The organism is Tunturiibacter gelidiferens (assembly GCF_013410115.1).
In the GTDB taxonomy this organism is placed as follows: Bacteria; Acidobacteriota; Terriglobia; order Terriglobales; family Acidobacteriaceae; genus Edaphobacter; species Edaphobacter gelidiferens.
In genome coordinates, this window is sequence record NZ_JACCCV010000001.1 from 2,333,734 (window position 1) to 2,351,664 (window position 17,931).

A 17,931-nucleotide genomic window follows, 5' to 3' on the forward strand; every position below is an offset into this window, starting at 1 on the left:
GCGCGAAGGCGAGTGGGTGCAGGCGAGTGCTAATGATTTTTTGAATTTATCGAGTTCTGATAGACGCGGAGGTGAACGCAACAGGCCTGGAGCAGAGGGGCTTCGATGTGGTGGGCGTGGCCGTGGTCGAGCAGGTCGCCGAGGATGGTGTCGACTTCCACTGGAGCGCCTTTTTGCAGGTCGCGGTACATCGACGAGGTGAACTTTGAGTTTTTGTCGGTGGCTAGTTGGCGGACATATTCGAGGTGAGGCTGCGGGGTAGGGAAGCCGCACGCCTTCGCGATTGCGGCGCATTCGTCTATGGCCTGGAGGGCGGTCTGTTTGCCGTCGGAGACCGCGTTAATTTCGCCAACGGGACCACCCAGCAGACAAGTGATGAGACCGAAGGAGGCGATAGTCACCCACTTGTCCCACATTGCCTGAGTGATGTTGGTGGAGAGTTGAGTCTCGAAGCCGGCGTTGCGCAGGGTTTCGTCGAGGGAGCGAATGCGAGTAGTGATCTCCCCACTGCGCTCCCCGTAAATGATCTTGTCCAGGGGGGTGAGTTGCACGATGCGGCCTTGCTCATCGAGGTCGGTGGAGACAAGGCAGACACCGCCGAGGACGGGTTGCTTGCCGAAGCTATGCACGAGCGAGTCCATGTGGCGCATACCGTTGAGCACGGGATAGATCATTGTGTCGGGGCCGACGGCGGGGGTCATATCTTTGATCGCCTGGTCGAGGGCCTGGGCCTTGACGCTGAGAAAGACGACGTCGTAGGGGCTGGTGATCTCGGTGCTGGTGGCAGTCTTTGGCTTGAGAATGGCGTCGCCGTGAGGACTCACGATGCGGAGTCCATCGCGTTGAAGCTGCTGCGCTCGAGCGGGACGAACGAGAAAGGTGACGTCCCGGCCTGCCTGAATGAGACGTGCTCCGAAGTAACCGCCGACTGCTCCAGCACCTACGACCAGAATCTTCATACTCGTCCTTGTAGTTTTCGAGACACCGTGTTCCGGACCACAGTGTGTCTCAGCTTAGTCTGATTGCGTCGGCCGGGCTCATCGATGGGCCAGCTGGCGTGACCTGCGAGGTTGGGTGCGGGTCCTTGGATTGGAAGTTGGATGCGTGAGCTCTCCGTTGGATTTGCATAACTGAGGCGATTCGATGCGACACGGTGAAGGTTAGTTTGGCGCAGGGCTGGATGCTGGAGTTGGCGCGGGGTGAGGCGCGGAGGGCCAGACTGAGGGGCGCACGAGGAGGAGGAGGTAGAGGAAGAGGATTGCGATAAGGACGAGGCCGCCGATGAAGATGTGGGGACGGAATCCCATGTAGGTTTTGTGTTGGGGCAGGTCTGGCGGAGGGATGTGTCCGTGCTCGTGATCATGCATGCGTACCAGCTTAGGCGCAAAACGATCTGCGTGCCAGCTACGGGAGCGTCCTGCCGGACGGGCCCACTGCGCGTGGCGCGGTCACTTCGTGACTTGTGTACCTTGTCTCGGCGGGGCTGATATCTTTGGTTCTCCCGTTGGTCGGAAGAAGAGATAAGGCTTACCCATCTGTAGAGGCTATTCGTCGCGGCCGGGGCGTGCCATGAGTTCGCGAATGGCTTCTTTGGGGCTTTTGTTTTGGTGGAGGATTGCGTCCACCTGCTGGGTGATGGGCATCTCGACGGCGTAGCGGGCGGCGAGGCCGAGGGCGGCGGCGGTGCTGCGTATGCCTTCGGCTACTTTGCCGTTGAGGCTGGCGATGATGTCGGGAAGCTGGCGGCCACGGCCGAGTTCTACGCCGACGGCACGGTTGCGGGAGAGAGAACCGGTACAGGTGAGGATGAGGTCGCCTGCGCCGGAGAGGCCTGCGAGGGTTTGACGGCGGCCACCGCAGGCTACGGCGAGGCGGGTCATCTCGGCGATGCCACGGGTGATGAGGGCCGCGGAGGAGTTGTGGCCGAGGTTGAGGCCGTTGGCAACGCCTGCGGCGAGGGCGATAACGTTTTTGAGAGAGCCGCCGAGTTCGACACCGGGTACGTCTTCGTTGGTGTAGACGCGCAGGCTTGAAGAGGTGAAGTCGCGCTGGATGGTCTGAGCTACGTTGGGAACCTCGGAGGCGACGACGACTGCGGTGGGCATGCCGGCTGCGACCTCTTGCGCGAAGGAGGGACCACTGAGGACGGCGAAGGGATTGCGTGTAACGGAGGCGACGACCTGCGACATGCGGAGATAGCTGGTTTCTTCGATGCCCTTGCTGGCGCTGAGAATGATCTGGTCGCGGGTGAGCAGAGGGGCGATGTGCGTGAGAACTCCGCGCAGGTGTTGCGAGGGGGTGACGCAGAGGAGGATGTCGGCTTCGAAGATGGCGCGCGGGAGGTCGGAGGTGACGTGGATATCGACGGGTAAAGTGAAGCCGGGGAGGTAAGGCAGGTTTTCGCCTGCTTCGCTGAGCTGATCGGCGAGGGCGGGGGAGTGAGACCAGAGGAAGAGCTGGTGCCCGCCGCGACGGGCGAGGGAGAGGGCGAGGGCGGTGCCCCAGGCACCAGCTCCCAGGACGGCGATTCGGCTCATGCTACCGCCTTTTTCTTGCCGAAGCGGCTCTCGGTGCCAGCGAGGAGGCGGCCAATGTTTTGATGGTGCTTGACGATGACGAGGAGCGGAATGAAGACCAGCCCGGCGATGACAATGGGGGTTCGCTGAGGAAGGAAGTAGAGGCCGAAGAGAGGGAAGGTGGCTGAACCGATCATCGAAGCGAGAGAGACGTAGCGGGTGAGGAGGACGATGACCAGAAAGATACCGAAGGTGCAGGCTGCTGCGGCAAGACTGAGGGCCAGCATGACACCAAGGGCGCTGGCCACGCCTTTGCCGCCGCGGAAGCCGAGCCAGATGGGGAAGACGTGTCCCAGGATGGCGGCGACGGCGGTTGTGACGGCGAGGTCGTAGTTGCCGGGTGCGAGATGCTGGGCGATTTTGACAGCGAGGAAGGACTTGCCGATATCGAGCAGGAGCGTGGCGATGCCGAGGCCCTTGGCTCCGCTGCGAGCTACGTTGGTGGCACCGATGTTGCCGCTGCCGGTGGCGCGAATGTCTTCGTGGCGAAAGGTTTTTACGAGCAGATAGCCGAACGGAATAGACCCAAGAAGATACGCGAGCGGAATGGAGAGGAGCCAGGGGTTCATTGTCGTCCGAATGAGTCTACCAAGTGCGGAGGAGGATGGTCTTACGGCGTGCGTGTGCGTGTGCGGGCTCGAGTGTGAGTGCGGCGGGGGTGGAGTGCAGGCTAGAGGATGTGATGGCGGATCAGTTCGAGGGCGTGCTGGCTGGCCCACCAGCGGATCATCTCGCGGTCTCCGCGGAGGTTGAGTTCCTTGACCTGGGTGGTTTGTGCGCTGGCGAGTGCGATGTAGACGAGGCCGATGGGTTTGTCGGCGTCTGGGCCGGGAGCTCCGGGGCCGGGCCCGGCGATACCGGTGATGGAGATGCCGAGCGAGGCTCCGGTGCGGGTGCGGATGCCTTCGGCCAGGGCGCGCGCTACCTCGGATGAGACGGGGCCTTTGGTTGCGACGAGTTCGGCGGGGACGTCGGCGAAGGTGGTTTTGAGCGCGTCGCTGTAGACGACTGCGCCGCCGAGGAAGTAACGCGAGCTGCCGGGAATCGCGGTGAGACGCTGGGCGAGGAGGCCGCCGGTGCAGCTTTCGGCGGTGGCGAGGGTGAGGTCGCGGAGGCCCAGGTTGAGGAGAACCACCTCTTCAAGGGATTCGCCGTGCGAGGAGAAGATTGTGTCTTCCATCTCGGCTTCGACCTTTTCGGTGAGTTCGTCGACGCGGCGCTGGGCTTCGGCGAGGGTGGGTTTGGCGCAGAGGAAGTGGAGCTGGATCTCGCCTGAGCCGGCGAGGATGGTGGTCTCGACGTCGGGGTACTGCTGGTAGATTGGCGCGGTGCGCGAGTCGACGTGCGATTCCGGGATAAGGGCCATGCGAAGGAGGCGCTTGGCGAGGTGACGTGGGGGGAGAGCGGCGGCGAGGCGCGGTTTGACCTGGGTGTCGAAGAGGGGCTTCAGCTCTCTGGGCGGGCCGGGGAGGAGGATGACGATCTTGCGGATGGGCTGGTTGGAGGCGTCGAGGACGGTGGTGTCGAGGAACTGGCCGGGGGCGCTGCCGGTGGGGTTATCGAGGATGATGGCGCGGTCGAGCACGTCGGCCTGTTTGGCGTTGTTGGGCGGCATGACCATCTGGCGTGCGGCGAATCGCTTGTAGAGCTGGGTAAGGATGGCGGGGTCGGAGCGTAGCTCGATGTTGAGTGCGGCGGCGGCGGCTTCGCGGGTGAGATCGTCTTCGGTGGGGCCGAGGCCGCCGGAGAAGATGACGATGTCGGCGCGGGCGATGGCGATGGAGGCGGCGCTGGTGAGGTGGGAGAGGTTGTCGCCGACGATGGTCTTGAAGGCGACTTGTACGCCGAGGTCGTTGAGGCCGTCGGTGAGGTAGAGGGAGTTGGTGTCCTGACGGTAGGGCGTGAGCATCTCGGAGCCAGCAGCGATGATTTCAGCGATCATGAGTGGTGGTGGGCTTTCCAGGCCGTGTCGGTGGCTCTGTCATTGATGATATGGGTTGTGCGTGAGTTTTGTTGAGCTTCAATACAGATGCTTGCTCTCGATGAAGCTTTCGGCCGTTCCGTCGGTGGGGTTTACGAAGTGAACGTCGCTGGGGTCGCGGCGCGGAGTGTCAACGGCGAGGACGACGAATGGCTCTTCGAGAATCTCCGGTGTGCCGTGAATGGTGCCCTGTTTGAAGAAGATGAGCTGGCCTGGGCCGACTTCGAAGGGCGGGGCTTCGCCGAGGAAGAACTTTGCGCGGCCGGAGAGAACGGAGAGATATTCGTCGCAGGTTGCGTGATAGTGGGCCGCGACTGGACGGTAGACGCGAAAGACGCGGGAGCTGGCGTGAGGCTCGTCGGTGAGACGAGTGTCGATCAGCATGGTGTCGGCACTGTCTGGAAAGCTTGCGGCGATTTTTTGGATGTTGAAGACAGCGGTGTCGGCGGGTGAGGCGTGTTCGGTGTTGTTCGGCATCAGGAGACCCCCCTTATGCATAAGATGACGCACAGGGGCCTGAGGCCGCGAGCAATTTAGCTCGCGGCTAATTTACGGCTAGGTCGTTTTGTGGCTGGTGTCCGTTGAGTTGGGCGGCTGAGTGCGGGCCTCCCTGGAGCGGCAGGAAGATGGAGAAGACGGTGCCGCATCCTGGAGTGACGGTGCGGGAGCGGACGCGGAGACTGCCGCCGTGCTTTTCGACGAGTTCGCGCGAGACCCAAAGGCCGAGGCCGGTGCCGGTATCTTTTTTCGTCGTGAAGAAGGGTTCGAAGACGCTGTCGAGATGCTCGGGAGGGATGCCTTGTCCCGTGTCCGCGATGGTGATGCGAACGCCCTGGCGCGTGGAATCGCGCGGGTCGGTGGCGGAGTTTGCTTCGAGGCGGATCGTGTCTCCCCTGGAGCATGCGTCGAGGCCGTTGGCCAGGAGGTTGGAGAGGACCTGGCGCAGCTCCCCGGCGGTGCCGAGAACCTCACGCTCCGTGGTGGTGTTGACGACGAGGGCCACGCCGAGAGTTGCCGCCCGGGCGGTGTAGAAGTCGCTGACCTCGTGGACGACGGTGGCCGGCTTGAAGTGCGCGGCGATAGCGGTCTCGCGATAGAAGCCCAGGGACTGGCGGGTGATGTGGGCGATGCGGCCAAGTTCGCTCTCGGCCTGCGAAAGAAGGTGGCGGATCTCGTCGAGTTCGTCGGAGCGGCGAGCGATGTAGACGAGATTGGTGAGGCCTTCGAGGGGATTGTTGACCTCGTGTGCGACCGAGGCGGCAAGGCGACCGGCGGCGGCGAGCTTTTCGGCACGCATGAGAGCGCCCTCGGACATGCGCCGCTCGGTGATGTCGCGGAAGACGAGGACGATGCCGATCATCTTTCCGGAGCTGTCGCAGATAGGCGCCCCGCTGTCGTCGATGCAGATCTCGCTGCCGTCTTTGGAGACGAGAAAGGTGTGGTTGGCAAGGCCAACGATCGTGCCGAGGCGGCGTACCTTGTCGACTGGATTTTCAACGGCGGCGCGAGTGTCTTCATTGAAGATAGGAAAGACCCTGTGCAGCGAGATCCCGTGGGCCTCTTGTTCCTGCCAGCCAGTGAGTTCTTCAGCGACACGGTTCATGAAGACGATGGTGCCCTCGGTGTCGCAGGCTATGACGGCATCCCCGATACTTCGGATGGTGGTGTTCAGCCACTGCTCGCGCGCATAGGATTCGTCGACGCGTTGCTTGATCTCTTTGATCTGCTGGTTATAGGCGGCGGTGAGGACGCGGAAGATTCTTCGCGTCTCCCAGACAAGAAGACCCGCGATGAGTGCGACGGCGAAGAGGAGCAGAATCCTTGCGTTTCGGTTGACGAGAATATCTTCCGCAGAGCGCTGGGCGCGGCGGCCGATGAAAATATTCAGGAACTCATCTATCTGGACGCGCAGATCGTCCATATCCTGCTTGCGCTGGAGCATATGTTGCTCAAGCGTGGACTCATCCTGGGGGAAGGCATCGATCTCGTGGTAAGCCTCTAGCTCCCATTGCTTGTGGGAGGCCTGAATACGATGCAGCCGGGCGAGCTGATCGGGACGTTGAATCAGTGTAAAGAGGGTGTCGAACTCGGGTTCGATCTGTAGATCTGCTGAGTGCAGAGGCTGCAGGAAGACCGGATTGCGTGTCAGTAGAAATCCGCGCAGGCCGGTCTCTTCATCGAGGATCAGTTTGGTTAGCCGGTTGCCGTGGAGGATGACCACGTCGGCCCGGTCGATGGCCTTTGCGCTTTCTTCGACACGTTGGAGACCGTATCCAAGGATCAAAGCGAGAAAGGCAAGTGCTGCAACGGGTAAAGCGAGGAGTCGAAACAAAAGTCTGTTGTAAAGCCGCGATTCCAAAGTATTGTCCTCACGCGTGCGCTGCACATCCAGATCGTGTCCAGAGTAGAGGATTCCTGGCGCTTCTTGATTTTACTGATGCGGAGTCGATCTGGCGACAGAATCGATGGTGACGTTACAACATACTCAATAACGGAAGCGAAAGTTTTATAGCCGTAACGACCTGAGGACAGGCTAGATGAGCCTGCGGCCTTCGATGTCCACCGCAACGTGGTAGAGCGCGTCGCGCGTGGCGAGGGTGGCGTTCCCGTCTTCGAGGAAGGCGAGGCCTACGAGGTTGTTGCCGGAGACGACGAGAGAGGCCTGATGGTGACGGTCGATGCGAATGATGCCGCGCTGGCCGTGGAGGCTGGCGGCCACGTAGAGGTTGTCGTCAACGTCGAAGGCCATGCCCTGGGCGCGACCGAGACCCTGATAGAAGACAGTAGCGTTGCCGTCGCGGTCTATGGCGTGGATGACCTGGTTCGAAGAGGTCGTGGGGCCAGTGACGAAGAGCGTGCCGGCGTCGTTGAAGGCGAGGTGGTAGGCGGCGATGCTGGGCTCGAGCGTGGCGTAGACGAAGATCTCGCCGCTGGTGCCGTCGATGTTCCCGCGGCTGATCTTGAAGATGGTGCCTGAGCGGTCGCCGACGTAGAGGTTGCCGTCGCGGTCGAAGGCGATGCCGGTGGCGATGCCCATGCCTTCGGCGTAGGTGGAGGTGGCTCCGTCGGGGGAGATGCGGTAGACGGTGCCTTCGGCACGAGAGCTGGCGTAGAGGTAGCCATCGGGACCGAAGGCGAGACCGGTGACGTTCATCACGTCGCGGACGAAGGGGCGGATCTGGAAGTCGCGTTGAATTTGGAAGATCGAAACCGGAACGGCCTGGCCGCGGGAGCCCGAGACCGTGGCATAGACGTTGCCTTCGGCATCGACCGCCGGGTTGGCGACGGGGTGAAGATTTTCCGCCATGGGCACCGCGATGCGAACGTGGAGCGGGTTGCTGGCGTGGCTGCCGTGGTGCAGGATGAGGTCGCCGGTGATGGTTCCTTCGGGAATGCGAATGGTGGCGCGGGTGGGGCGGCTGAGCAGGAGTGGAGCGGAGATGTCGCCGATGGTCGCGCGGGGCAACAGGGCGCCGTGGGGCTCGAGGTGCGCGCCGTGGACGTCGATCTCGCCGCCGGGCATCGCTGCGAGTGGCGTGACGCGGTCGAGATGCGGCGGGGGTGCATCGGGCTTATCGGATGTCAGGAGCGAACGGAGTGTGGTCATGGGCCTGAAAGCTAGCGTAGACGGCTGCGGGGGCGAGCGCAACTAGGGCCTGGCGAGATGGAAGTTAGAAGCGCAGGTGGATGAGTTGCGCGACGGCTAGCGCGAAGAGGCCAGCGCCTACGTCATCGAGCATGATGCCGGTACCGCCGTGGAGGCGTTCGAGTTGGCGGATTGGAGGGGGTTTGAGGATGTCGAAGAAGCGGAAGAGAAGGAGTGAGAGCGCGGCGTGTTGCCAGTCGGCTGGGATGGCGATGAGGGCGATAAGCTGGCCGGCGACCTCGTCGATGACGACGTGGCCGGGATCTTCGCGGCCTGATTCGTTGGCGACGATGGTTGCTGCGGGGATACCGACGAGCGTGGCGAGAGTCGCGGCAATGGTGGTGCCGACTGCGAGTGCGATTGGAGCCGGGTGGAGGATGTGGGCAGCGGCGTACCAGAGGAGGACTGCTGAGATGCTGCCATAAGTGCCGGGGCCGGGCTTCAGCAGGCCTGCTCCGAAGAAGGTGCCGACAGCCCACGCCCAGAGGGTCTTTGTTTCGGACGGAGGATGAGTCTGGATGTTGGAGTTCGCCACTAGTTCACGTCGTCGTCGTTCTGGCGATTGTGCTTGTTGGAACGGGCCAGCTCTTCGAGCAGATCGGGATCCTGGATGGGCGTGGAGATCTTGTAGTCGCCGCTGGCCCATTTGCCGAGATCGATGCGGCGGCAGCGATCGGAGCAGAAGGGGAAGTCTTCGCCTGTAGCAAGGACGATGTTACGGCAGGTGGGGCAACGGAGGGTTTTGAGTTTCGGGTTGGCGGCTTTCGACATAACAGAATTAGTTTAATACTTTTGGTCTGCAAGAAGACGTGGCGAAGTGTGGGGAGTTGAGCCTGGAGATACGTCTAAAAAGGGTAGAGGTCTTTATGCGCTGGGTTCGTAGCGTTCACAAGATGAAGTTGGGCGTATGGTGCTTCGGTTTCTTGCTGATGTTTCAGGCCTTCGGGGGGAGAGCAGCAGAGGCTGAAACTCATGGTCAAGCCATTACGGAGTTGCAGCCGCTGCCGGGAGGCATTACGTTGCCCGTCGCCATGGGGCGAACGCTTCGCGCCGGAAAGACGAGGCCTGGAACCGCCTTTCAGGTGAAGACGACGCAGCGTGTGCCGGTCTCGGAGACGGCCTATCTGAAGCGGGGAGCCGTGGTGCGTGGAGAGGTGGTTGCGTCGGACGCCGGAGATGGATCGGCGCTGCATCCGTCGACGCTGACGATCCGGTTTACGCAACTGAGCTATGGAGGCAGGACGGTTCCATTGATGACGCGGGCGGTTGCGATTGCGAACCTGATGGTTGTCGACGATACGTTTCTGCCGGCGACGGGAAGTACGGACCGCGGAAATCCGAATCCGGCGAGCTGGACGACGAGGCAGGTTGGGGGCGACGAGGTTGCCCGGTCGGGCTGGGTGGGGCCTGTGGTCGGCAGCGGGACGCAAACGGTGGGGAGTGCGGACTTCTACGGTGTCTACAGTCTGCCGGCGAAGCTGGAGGGAGCCAATGGCGCGTTGGTGCCGCGCGCGATGGGCGTGTTTTCGACGACTGCTGAAGGACTTTACGGATTCGATCAGGGGGCTCAGCTGTCTTCGTCTGGGGGATTGATTACGATCACCGATCCTAAGGGGCGAGCCGCGATTCGGAATGGAGATCATCTGCTGCTTGAGGTGGTGGCGGGTCGATGAGTGAGCTTCGACTGGTGAGTCAGACAGTGCGGATCACTGCGCGAAAGATCTTCTCCTACTCGAGGATGCGGGCGACTACGTCGTAGTCGTGGGACTCGGTGATCTCGGCGCGGTAGAAGGTGCCGGGGACGAGGGTTTCGTGCGGGCCGAAGTCGTTGATGAAGACCTTGCCGTCGATCTCGGGGGCGTGGAGCGAGGTGCGGCCCTCCCAGAGGAGTTCAGTCTCTTCGGATTCGCCTTCGACGAGGAGATCGATCTCGCGGCCTACCCATTCGGCCTTGGCGTTGGTGCTGATCTTCTGTTGGAGCTTCATCAGCTTGCGGCGGCGCGCCTGGATGGTGCGGTTGGGCACCTTGGTGTCATCGGCGAGGTTGAAGGCTGCAGCGCCCTCTTCGTCGGAGTAGGTGAAGACGCCGAGCCAGTCGATCTTCGCGGCGGTGATGAAGGCTTCGAGTTCTTTGTAGTCGGCTTCGGTTTCGCCAGGGAAGCCGACGATGAAGCTGGTGCGGATGACGATGCCGGGGACGATACGGCGCGCCTTGGCGATGAGGTCGAGGAAGATCTGCGCGTTGCCTCCGCGCTTCATGGTCTTGAGGACGCTGGCGCTGGCGTGCTGTAGTGGGACATCGAGGTACTTGGAGATGGTGTCGTGCCTGGCCATCGTCTCGAGCAGGCGCGTGGTGACTTTGTTGGGGTAGGTGTAGAGGAAGCGCAGCCAGCGCAGGCCGGGGAGTACGGCGAGGGCATCGAGGAGAGTCGCGAGGCCGTCGGTGAAACCGAGGTCTTCGCCGTAACAGGTGGTGTCCTGGCCGATGAGTGTGATCTCGCGGACGCCTTGCTTGATGAGGTTTTCGGCCTCGGCGATGATCGATGACATGCGGCGTGAGCGGAACTTGCCTCTGAGTTGCGGGATGATGCAGAAGCTGCAGGGATGGTCGCAGCCTTCGGCGATCTTGATGAAGGCGGACGCGCGGGGGGTGGTGAGGATGCGCGGGGTGGCGTCGTTGTAGAGGTATTCGGGGAGGGCTGCGGTGGCTCCGTCCCACGACTCGCGGGAGAAGCGGCCCTGCTGCTGGCGGAGGTCGCCTTCGGGACGTGATGTGTTGCCTGCATCGATGCCGATGGGGAGATGAGCGATGTGGTCGCCGGCGTGGTTCAGAGGCTCGTCGCCGTGGGTGGTGCCGGTTTCGGCGAGAGACTGGACGATGCGGAGCTGGGGGGCGATCTCGCGGTCGTGTTCGGGGTCGGCGAGTGGGCGTGAGTGTTGGGAGACGGCGCTGGCGGCGCGGTCGATGAGATTCTGTCCAGCCTGCTGCATGCTGGTCGCTTCGAGTTGCGCGACCTCGCCGTCGGTCTGGGACATGCTGATGGCGTGGGTGTGGATCGTCGCCTCGGGTGTGCCCTGCGGGAGGATATTGAAGGGAGAGTTATTGTTCGCGTGGCCGCTTGGGGTGAGGCCTGCTGCGGCGAGGATGGCTTCGAGCTCGCCGGTGCCGACGACGGCGTCTACCTCGGGAATGTTCTTCTGGATCTCGTCGCGGTAGCGCTCGACGAGGCAGCCGGCGACGACGATGCGCTGGGCCTTGCCGCCGAACTGACGCTTGTGCTGGACCATCTCGAGGATGGTGTTGACTGACTCCTGCTTGGCCGAGTCGATGAAGCTGCAGGTGTTGATGACGATGATCTCGGCGTCTTCGGCGCGCGGAGTGAGCTCAGCTCCATTGTGGTGGAGGAGGCCCATCATGACCTCGGAGTCGACGAGGTTTTTGGGGCAGCCGAGGGAGACGAAGCCTACCTTGGGGCGAGGCGCAGCAGCCTGGAGGGGTTCGGCTTCGATGGTTGCCTGATTGGTCACAGTCTTATAGTGTACCAACTTTTGCCTGCTTCCTGCGCAATCTGCCGGTATCTCCCACCCTGCGTTTTGATGTCAAAGTCTTCATTCTTTTCGGGTTAAGCGTGTACATGGACTTGCGCCGAGGAGCCAAAGTCCTAATTTTATTGACAGCGCCGTTGCAAACTATTCATTCTGCTTGGGTTGTATGCCTTCGGAGGCTAACTTTTTGTTTGCGAGAAAGTCTCGGGATTTATCCCGGCGCTTTTCACCCTCTTTCAGGATAGCTGTTGGGGTAGAACTAATGCGCCACGCGGATCTTCTTTTTTATGAGCTAGATAGGGTCGAATGGGCCTTGACAGCGTGGATTGGGCGTAAAAAGTGTCTGGCTTGCGCTTGGAAGGCTATTCGGCGGGTGGAGTTTCGTCGACGACCTTGTAGGTGGGAGGAACGGCGAAGACGGAGGCGTCAGGTTCGTGGCGTACTACGTTGCTAACGGCTACGATCTGCTCGCCGGTGCGTGGGTCGTTGTGTTTGATGATCATATAGATGGAGAGATCGGGCGAGTACCAGTACTCATCGACGATGACGATGTCGTGGCCGGTGCCACTCATGGTGGCGGGGATAGTGTGGGACTTGCGAATGCCGGTGAGCGTGAGGCCGCCGAGGGGCTGGGTGCCGATGTCTTCCTGCTTGAAGTAGGGATCGTTGACCGGAGTGCGGGAGGGTACGGCGTTTGCCGGGGCTGCGGGAGGCTGAGCGAGGATGGTCTCTCGGGCGAGGCGCTCGTAGGGGTTATAGAAGATGCTGAGGCGGCTTGATGGGTCGTAGATGTGAGCGGAGAGGAGCTGAGGTTCGCCCTTGAGGTTGGTGGGGACGAGCTGGCGACGCTCGTTGTAGATGCGTCCCGAGGAGGAGCGGGCGATATGGGCGGAGGTGGTGCGGGTGTTCACGGAGCCGTCGGGGAGGTTCTCGTGCGAGAGGATGTCGATGGTGGCGCTGAACGGGGCGTTGGGGACGGGTGTGACAAAGATGCCGGGAACGACAACCTGGACTCCGCGATAGTCGCGGGGCATCTGCTGCTGGTTTTGTGCGTGGGCGGGGATCGCGAGAAGAAGACTGACGACAGCGTGGCCGGAACGGAAGCAGCGCATGAGTGACCTCCCGATGAGCATGAGGATAGCGCAAATGGTGTGGATGGACAGGTGAATTTTGAGGTAAGCGGCGGATTCTGCAACTCAATGAGTGACTCGGCCTGAATGCGTCGACTGAAATCCGCACCGGGTATTTGGTGGATGTGAACCGACATTCCGGACCGGATCAAATTGGTTGATCCGATCCGACGACGATTAATGGCCGGTTTGCGCGTCAAGGATCAACTTCACCAGATGACCGAATTGTGCCCGGTTCTCGCTAGCTGGCGACGCTCGGTTCGCAATTTCCGTAATGGTCTTGGCATCCTTGACCGGAGGATCGTTGTCCGTGCGATGCACGATGACCATGTCCAAGGTCGGAATGATGAAAATGTAATGAGCCCCGTTGCCCCGCGCGGAATAGATTCCGGGAAGCGAGACTTCCGGGAAGTGAACACCGCCGTAATCCACCCACCAGAGATACTCGTAACCGCCGTGATCCGCGCCATCGGACTTCACCATCTCATTGGCGTGACTGCTTTTTTCGATCCAAGCTTCTGGCACGATCTGTTTTCCGTTCCATCGACCATGACGGAGATAGAGCAAGCCGAAACGCGCCATATCGCGCGCAGTAATCTCAAAATGATAAGCGGGATGGATGGAAAGTGGTCCACCAAAATAGAAGACGTCGTCTGGTCGAAAGTCCTGCATGCCGATGGGCTTGGCGATGCGCTCATAAAAGGCCTGGCCAATCTTCAAGCCAGTCTTTTTTTCAAAGATCGTGCCTAGGACATTAAAATCCCAGTTGTTGTAATACCAGAACGTTCCTGGCGCGTGACTCCCGCGGGCCGGCCGGCTCTTCTGCATGGACGCAGTTTCAAAATCGACGAGGTGGTACACACCCGAACGTGCGCGCAGCAGATCCACGACGCGCGCCTGCTTTTCTTCTTTAGTTAGCGGATCGGGAGAATCGTCGATGCCGAGCTGTTCAAGGGTCTGATTGACGTCAATGACGCCTTCAGCCGAGTAAATTCCATAAAGAGCGCTCAGTAGGCTCTTTCGGATGGAATAGCAGTCAATCTTTTTGTCGAAGTCTCCCCACTGATCGACAACCTCTCCGCCCTGAACAATCATGACCGCGGAGGTGTGGATCGAATCGGTCTCGGCGAATTGACGCGCGGCGAGAAGCTTCTGTTTTGACCAGCCTGACTTTTCGAGCGACGCGACCTGCGGCCAGGATGAACCAGGGAGGCTTTCTGGTGATTTTCCTGTCGCCGATTGCCCAGAGGCATATGACGGCAGAACCAGCACAGCGCAAAGGAGAAACGAGTTCAGAGATCGGATCACGAAGCACCTCCTGGAGTTTGAAGCGATTCTGTGGTCAATCCGTCATTGCGATGTTCATGGTTAACGGGCGATTTCCCGTCATCGTCCATCCTTGATGGTAGTACACGCTGAGATAGCGAAGGCGAATTTTCCCTTTATAGCTATCCCGTCAACCGCAGCCCGGAAAACCAACCTGGTCGTGTAGCAACTTCAGAGAAACGATACACGTTTGTTTCGTCCTGGCAGGGCCGTTCTTAAGGACGCATTCGGAATTTCCCCAACACGTGCCTGCGATTTGGGGATTGGCCACCGACAATCTGCGCCTCGCCGCCCGGAACCAGCGCGATAAAGAGCAAGGAAATAAGGGCAGTCGCCACTGATCGGTTGATACTTGCTCTGGGCATAGGTGTCTTCTGTATGGAGACGGTTGGACGGAGGAATCGGTTTGCGGAGGTGAAGCTCGATTGGCGACTTCAGGGCGAGTCGCTTATTGAGCCGCAATATAATATCGAGACCCTTTCTGCGTTCCCAGTGGATTGTCCGCGATCCAGAAGTTATCACTCCGTTGTCCCAGTTGGTGCTAAATCGCCAACGCACTCAGCCAGGGCTTCGACAGCTGCGGGGCAGGAGATACTGACGCTCGCACTGAGGCCCAACTGCGGGCAATCCGGAGATGATCGTCCGGTTGCCCGTCAAGAGTTCTTTAAGCAAGGCCGTTGCGGGCGATGACCTCGCGGTAGAAGTGCGCGCTAGTTTTGGGTGTGCGCTTCTGGGTAGCGAAGTCGACGTAGTGGATGCCGAAGCGGTAGGCGTAGCCGTCGGCCCACTCGAAGTTGTCCATCAGGCTCCAGAGGAAGTAGCCGCGGACGGGAACGCCCTCTGACACGGCGCGGTGAAGCTGCGTGAGGTAGTTGCGGAGATACATGACGCGATCGGAGTCGTACACATGACCGTCCGGTGTGAGGACGTCGGTCGAAGAGGCGCCGTTTTCGGTGATGTAGATCTCCTTGATGTTCCAGAGCTGCGCGGCGAGCTTTGGCCCCCAGTAGAGCGCCTCGGGGCCGACGTGCAGCCAGGGGCTCATCATGTGCGGGTAGGATTCGGGCGAGGGGATGCGAGCGAAGCCGGCCGGGGAGTCGTCGGCACGGACGTAGGTGGGGGTGTAGATGTTGAGACCGACGAAGTCGACCGGTGTGCCGATGCCCTTCATGTCGGCGTCGGTAAACTTCGGCGCGTCGGCTCCGGCGTGCGCGAGGTAGGCGTCGGTGTAGCGGCCTTCCATGATGACGGTGAGATAACCGGCGTTGACCTCGCGCATGGCTTTGGCTGCAGCGGCGATGTGCTCTGGCGTTTCGATGATGGGGACGCAGGCGCTGGCGTTTTCGGCGAGACCGACCTTGGTGCCCGCTTTCGCGTGAGCGCGAATGGCTTGCACTCCGAGGCCGTGGGCGAGCACCGCGTGATGACGAACCTGGTTGACGCCAGCGGGTGGGAGCGTGAGTCCGGGGGCGTGGCGCGGCGTGGCGTATCCGCTGACGAAGGAGCTCATCTCGTTGAGCGTCATAAAGTGCTTGATGCGGTCGGAGAGGTGCTCAGCGACATAACCTGCGTAGTTCGCGAAGGCCTCGGAGGTGTCGCGCGACTGCCATCCGCCTTTGTCTTCGAGCGCTTGCGGGAGATCCCAGTGGTAGAGCGTGCAATAGGGCTGGATGTCGGCTGCGAGCAGCTCATCGACGAGGCGATGGTAGAAGTCGAGGCCTTTGGGATTGGGTGTGCCTGTGCCCTGAGGGAAGACGCGTGGCCATGCGACCGAGAAGCGGTAGGTCTTGAGGCCGAGCGCCTTCATCAGCTGCACGTCTTCTTTGTAGCGATGGTAGTGGTCGTTGGCGACGTCGCCGGTGTCTCCGTTTTTGATCTTGCCCGGGATGTGGGAGAAGGTGTCCCAGATCGAGGGGCCACGGCCGTCTTCGTTGACGGCACCTTCCACTTGATAGGACGCTGTAGCGGATCCCCAGAGGAAGCCTTTTGGAAAGGCTCGCGCAGCAGGTGCGGAGGGAGCGACTTCGCCGGAGGCCGGTGTGGCGATGGTTGTGAGTGCGGTGGGGGCGAGTGCGGCAGATCCGAGCAGACGGGCGAAAGTGCGGCGGCTAAATCGATTGAGCAAAATAGACCCTCGTGAAGATGCCAAAAATTGTAGCTGCTTCAAACAAGAGATGACAACGACGGCGAGTGAAAAAGATTCGCCGACGATTTGTCGCGAAGTTTTGCACCAGATGGAGATAGCGGTGCGAGCACAGCTCGTGTTTGAAGTGGTAAACTAACTCATGTGCCGGGTCCTACGCGACGTAATCCCGCCAACCCCGCCAGGTCCGGAAGGAAGCAACGGTAACGGGTCATTACGGGCGCAGTAGGTCGCCCGGTGCACTATCCTCGCCCTCCATCTACTTTTGCCGTAGCCTCCCGCAATGGCGCAGTAGGTCGCCCTGTGCACAATCTTTCCTCTTGCCTTTTCCACTCACAACAATGCGAAATCTTCCTGCTACGGGTGAAGTGTGTCTTTTTCAGCACCTTGCTCGTCAATGGAAAGGTGACACGCGTACGCTTCTCAGAGAGAATGGTCTCCGACGGTGAACGCCGGTTCATTTTTGAGTCGGTTCTTATTAACTGTGGCACTAGATGAGGTGAGAGTTTGAGTTTGACGTTGAGACCGCAGACGCGGGTACGCGCGAAGATCAGTTCGGTAGGGGCGTATGTTCCGCCGCGTTTGTTGACCAATGCGGATCTGGAAAAGATGGTCGCAACCAACGACCAGTGGATTACCGAGCGGACTGGAATTCGTGAGCGTCATATTGTGGATGCGGGTGTCGCAACCAGCGATCTGGCGGTGGAGGCGGCGAAGAAGTGTCTTGCGGCTCGCGGCATCGAGGCCAGTGAGCTGGAGGTGATCATCGTCGCGACGGTGACGCCCGATATGTTCTTTCCGGCGACGGCGTGCCTGGTGCAGGACAAGCTCGGTGTAAAGGGAGCATGGGGGTTCGATCTTTCGGCAGCCTGCTCGGGATTTCCCTATGCCTTGCAGGTGGGGGCGAAGCTGGTCGAGAGCGGGATGCACAAGAAGGTGATGGTGATTGGAGCGGATGTGATGAGCTCGATCATCGACTACACCGACCGTGCGACCTGCGTGATCTTCGGCGACGGCGCCGGTGCGGTGCTGCTGGAGCCATGCGAAGAGGACGAGATCGGGCTGGTCGACTACTGGCACGAGATCGATGGCTCCGGTGCGGCAGCGCTGAATATGCCGGGTGGGGGAAGTTTGAATCCGCCGACTGCGGAGACGGTCGCAGCGAAGATGCATTATGTCCATCAGGATGGGCAGGCGGTGTACAAGTTTGCGGTGCGCAAGATGGCGGAGGCCGCGGAGATCATCCTGACGCGCAACGGCGTGGAAGGGAAGGACCTTGGCTGCTTTATTCCGCATCAGGCGAATAAGCGGATCATTCTTTCGACGGCGGAGCGGCTGGGCATGCCGGAGGAGTCGGTGATTATCAACATCGATCGATATGGCAACACCACGGCGGCCACGATTCCGATGGCGATGCAGACGGCGCTCGAAGAGAAGCGGTTGAAGAAGGGCGATCTTGTTCTGCTGGCGAGTGTTGGAGCTGGCTTTACGGTGGGAGCGACGTTGTTGCGGTGGGAGTTCTAACGCGCAGACTCAAAAAGATTTGGAGCGGGTGAGGCGGAGATGCTTCGCCCGTTATCTTT

Annotated in this window: 16 protein-coding genes and 1 other RNA gene; 3 read left to right on the plus strand and 14 right to left on the minus strand. The window is 60.8% G+C overall.

Features of this window, described 5'->3' with window-relative positions:
• Positions 1-29: 29 nt before the first annotated feature.
• The 10 genes from HDF12_RS09940 to HDF12_RS09985 all read right to left on the minus strand — a co-directional run bounded on the left by HDF12_RS09940 (position 30) and on the right by HDF12_RS09985 (position 8,974).
• Positions 30-959 (minus strand): ketopantoate reductase family protein, encoded by a 930-nt coding sequence (locus tag HDF12_RS09940; RefSeq protein ID WP_179582519.1) that lies wholly within the window; start codon positions 957-959, stop codon positions 30-32.
• Between the two features lie 201 nt (positions 960-1,160).
• Positions 1,161-1,367 (minus strand): hypothetical protein, encoded by a 207-nt coding sequence (locus HDF12_RS09945; protein WP_179582521.1) that lies wholly within the window; start codon positions 1,365-1,367, stop codon positions 1,161-1,163.
• A gap of 177 nt (positions 1,368-1,544) precedes the next feature.
• Positions 1,545-2,537 (minus strand): NAD(P)H-dependent glycerol-3-phosphate dehydrogenase, encoded by a 993-nt coding sequence (locus tag HDF12_RS09950; protein WP_179582523.1) that lies wholly within the window; start codon positions 2,535-2,537, stop codon positions 1,545-1,547.
• The gene (plsY, locus tag HDF12_RS09955) at positions 2,534-3,145 is read right to left on the minus strand and encodes a glycerol-3-phosphate 1-O-acyltransferase PlsY (RefSeq protein ID WP_179582525.1); all 612 of its coding nucleotides are present in this window, start codon (positions 3,143-3,145) and stop codon (positions 2,534-2,536) included. The genes HDF12_RS09950 and plsY overlap by 4 nt, the downstream gene beginning before the upstream one ends.
• Positions 3,146-3,246: 101 nt before the next feature.
• Positions 3,247-4,518: a competence/damage-inducible protein A gene (locus HDF12_RS09960; protein ID WP_179582527.1), complete on the minus strand. Its 1,272-nt coding sequence runs from the start codon at positions 4,516-4,518 to the stop codon at positions 3,247-3,249.
• Positions 4,519-4,596: 78 nt separating this feature from the next.
• Entirely contained in the window at positions 4,597-5,034 is a 438-nt protein-coding gene (locus HDF12_RS09965; RefSeq protein WP_179582529.1) for a cupin domain-containing protein, read from the minus strand.
• A 67-nt stretch (positions 5,035-5,101) separates the two neighbouring features.
• Complete coding sequence (locus HDF12_RS09970) at positions 5,102-6,916, minus strand: ATP-binding protein (RefSeq protein WP_179582531.1); 1,815 nt, start codon at positions 6,914-6,916, stop codon at positions 5,102-5,104.
• A gap of 174 nt (positions 6,917-7,090) precedes the next feature.
• Positions 7,091-8,164: a gluconolaconase gene (locus HDF12_RS09975; protein WP_179582533.1), complete on the minus strand. Its 1,074-nt coding sequence runs from the start codon at positions 8,162-8,164 to the stop codon at positions 7,091-7,093.
• A 64-nt stretch (positions 8,165-8,228) separates the two neighbouring features.
• On the minus strand, positions 8,229-8,738 hold the full coding sequence (locus HDF12_RS09980; protein ID WP_348641553.1) for a phosphatidylglycerophosphatase A family protein: 510 nt from the start codon (positions 8,736-8,738) through the stop codon (positions 8,229-8,231).
• Entirely contained in the window at positions 8,738-8,974 is a 237-nt protein-coding gene (locus HDF12_RS09985; protein WP_179582537.1) for a DNA gyrase inhibitor YacG, read from the minus strand. Before HDF12_RS09985 ends, HDF12_RS09980 begins: the two co-directional genes overlap by 1 nt.
• Before the next feature lie 95 nt (positions 8,975-9,069).
• On the opposite strand from HDF12_RS09985, the gene HDF12_RS09990 reads away from it, so the two are divergent.
• Positions 9,070-9,876, plus strand: coding sequence for a hypothetical protein (locus tag HDF12_RS09990; RefSeq protein ID WP_179582539.1), 807 nt, complete (start codon positions 9,070-9,072; stop codon positions 9,874-9,876).
• 55 nt (positions 9,877-9,931) lie between these two features.
• Here HDF12_RS09990 and HDF12_RS09995 read toward each other — a convergent pair whose 3' ends face one another.
• From HDF12_RS09995 to HDF12_RS10010, 4 genes are all read right to left on the minus strand, one after another.
• Positions 9,932-11,731, minus strand: coding sequence for a MiaB/RimO family radical SAM methylthiotransferase (locus HDF12_RS09995; RefSeq protein ID WP_373563914.1), 1,800 nt, complete (start codon positions 11,729-11,731; stop codon positions 9,932-9,934).
• A 380-nt stretch (positions 11,732-12,111) separates the two neighbouring features.
• Entirely contained in the window at positions 12,112-12,861 is a 750-nt protein-coding gene (locus HDF12_RS10000) for a hypothetical protein (RefSeq protein WP_179582541.1), read from the minus strand.
• Between the two features lie 195 nt (positions 12,862-13,056).
• On the minus strand, positions 13,057-14,187 hold the full coding sequence (locus tag HDF12_RS10005; protein ID WP_218892341.1) for a serine hydrolase domain-containing protein: 1,131 nt from the start codon (positions 14,185-14,187) through the stop codon (positions 13,057-13,059).
• A gap of 682 nt (positions 14,188-14,869) precedes the next feature.
• Complete coding sequence (locus tag HDF12_RS10010) at positions 14,870-16,330, minus strand: GH1 family beta-glucosidase (RefSeq protein ID WP_179582543.1); 1,461 nt, start codon at positions 16,328-16,330, stop codon at positions 14,870-14,872.
• A gap of 163 nt (positions 16,331-16,493) precedes the next feature.
• On the opposite strand from HDF12_RS10010, the gene ffs reads away from it, so the two are divergent.
• Both ffs and HDF12_RS10020 read left to right on the plus strand, forming a co-directional pair.
• Positions 16,494-16,591: signal recognition particle sRNA small type (gene ffs / locus HDF12_RS10015), an RNA gene on the plus strand.
• Positions 16,592-16,855: 264 nt separating this feature from the next.
• Positions 16,856-17,872: a beta-ketoacyl-ACP synthase III gene (locus HDF12_RS10020; protein ID WP_179582545.1), complete on the plus strand. Its 1,017-nt coding sequence runs from the start codon at positions 16,856-16,858 to the stop codon at positions 17,870-17,872.
• Positions 17,873-17,931: the final 59 nt, after the last annotated feature.

What these genes read in the sequence shown, in the direction of transcription:
- HDF12_RS09940 (WP_179582519.1), bottom strand. Translation starts at nt 959, where the DNA reads ATGAAGATTCTGGTCGTAGGTGCTGGAGCAGTCGGCGGTTACTTCGGA.
- HDF12_RS09960 (WP_179582527.1), bottom strand. Translation starts at nt 4,518, where the DNA reads ATGATCGCTGAAATCATCGCTGCTGGCTCCGAGATGCTCACGCCCTAC.
- HDF12_RS09985 (WP_179582537.1), bottom strand. Translation starts at nt 8,974, where the DNA reads ATGTCGAAAGCCGCCAACCCGAAACTCAAAACCCTCCGTTGCCCCACC.
- HDF12_RS09950 (WP_179582523.1), bottom strand. Translation starts at nt 2,537, where the DNA reads ATGAGCCGAATCGCCGTCCTGGGAGCTGGTGCCTGGGGCACCGCCCTC.
- HDF12_RS09975 (WP_179582533.1), bottom strand. Translation starts at nt 8,164, where the DNA reads ATGACCACACTCCGTTCGCTCCTGACATCCGATAAGCCCGATGCACCC.
- plsY (WP_179582525.1), bottom strand. Translation starts at nt 3,145, where the DNA reads ATGAACCCCTGGCTCCTCTCCATTCCGCTCGCGTATCTTCTTGGGTCT.
- HDF12_RS09945 (WP_179582521.1), bottom strand. Translation starts at nt 1,367, where the DNA reads ATGCATGATCACGAGCACGGACACATCCCTCCGCCAGACCTGCCCCAA.
- HDF12_RS10000 (WP_179582541.1), bottom strand. Translation starts at nt 12,861, where the DNA reads ATGCGCTGCTTCCGTTCCGGCCACGCTGTCGTCAGTCTTCTTCTCGCG.
- HDF12_RS09990 (WP_179582539.1), top strand. Translation starts at nt 9,070, where the DNA reads ATGCGCTGGGTTCGTAGCGTTCACAAGATGAAGTTGGGCGTATGGTGC.
- HDF12_RS09965 (WP_179582529.1), bottom strand. Translation starts at nt 5,034, where the DNA reads ATGCCGAACAACACCGAACACGCCTCACCCGCCGACACCGCTGTCTTC.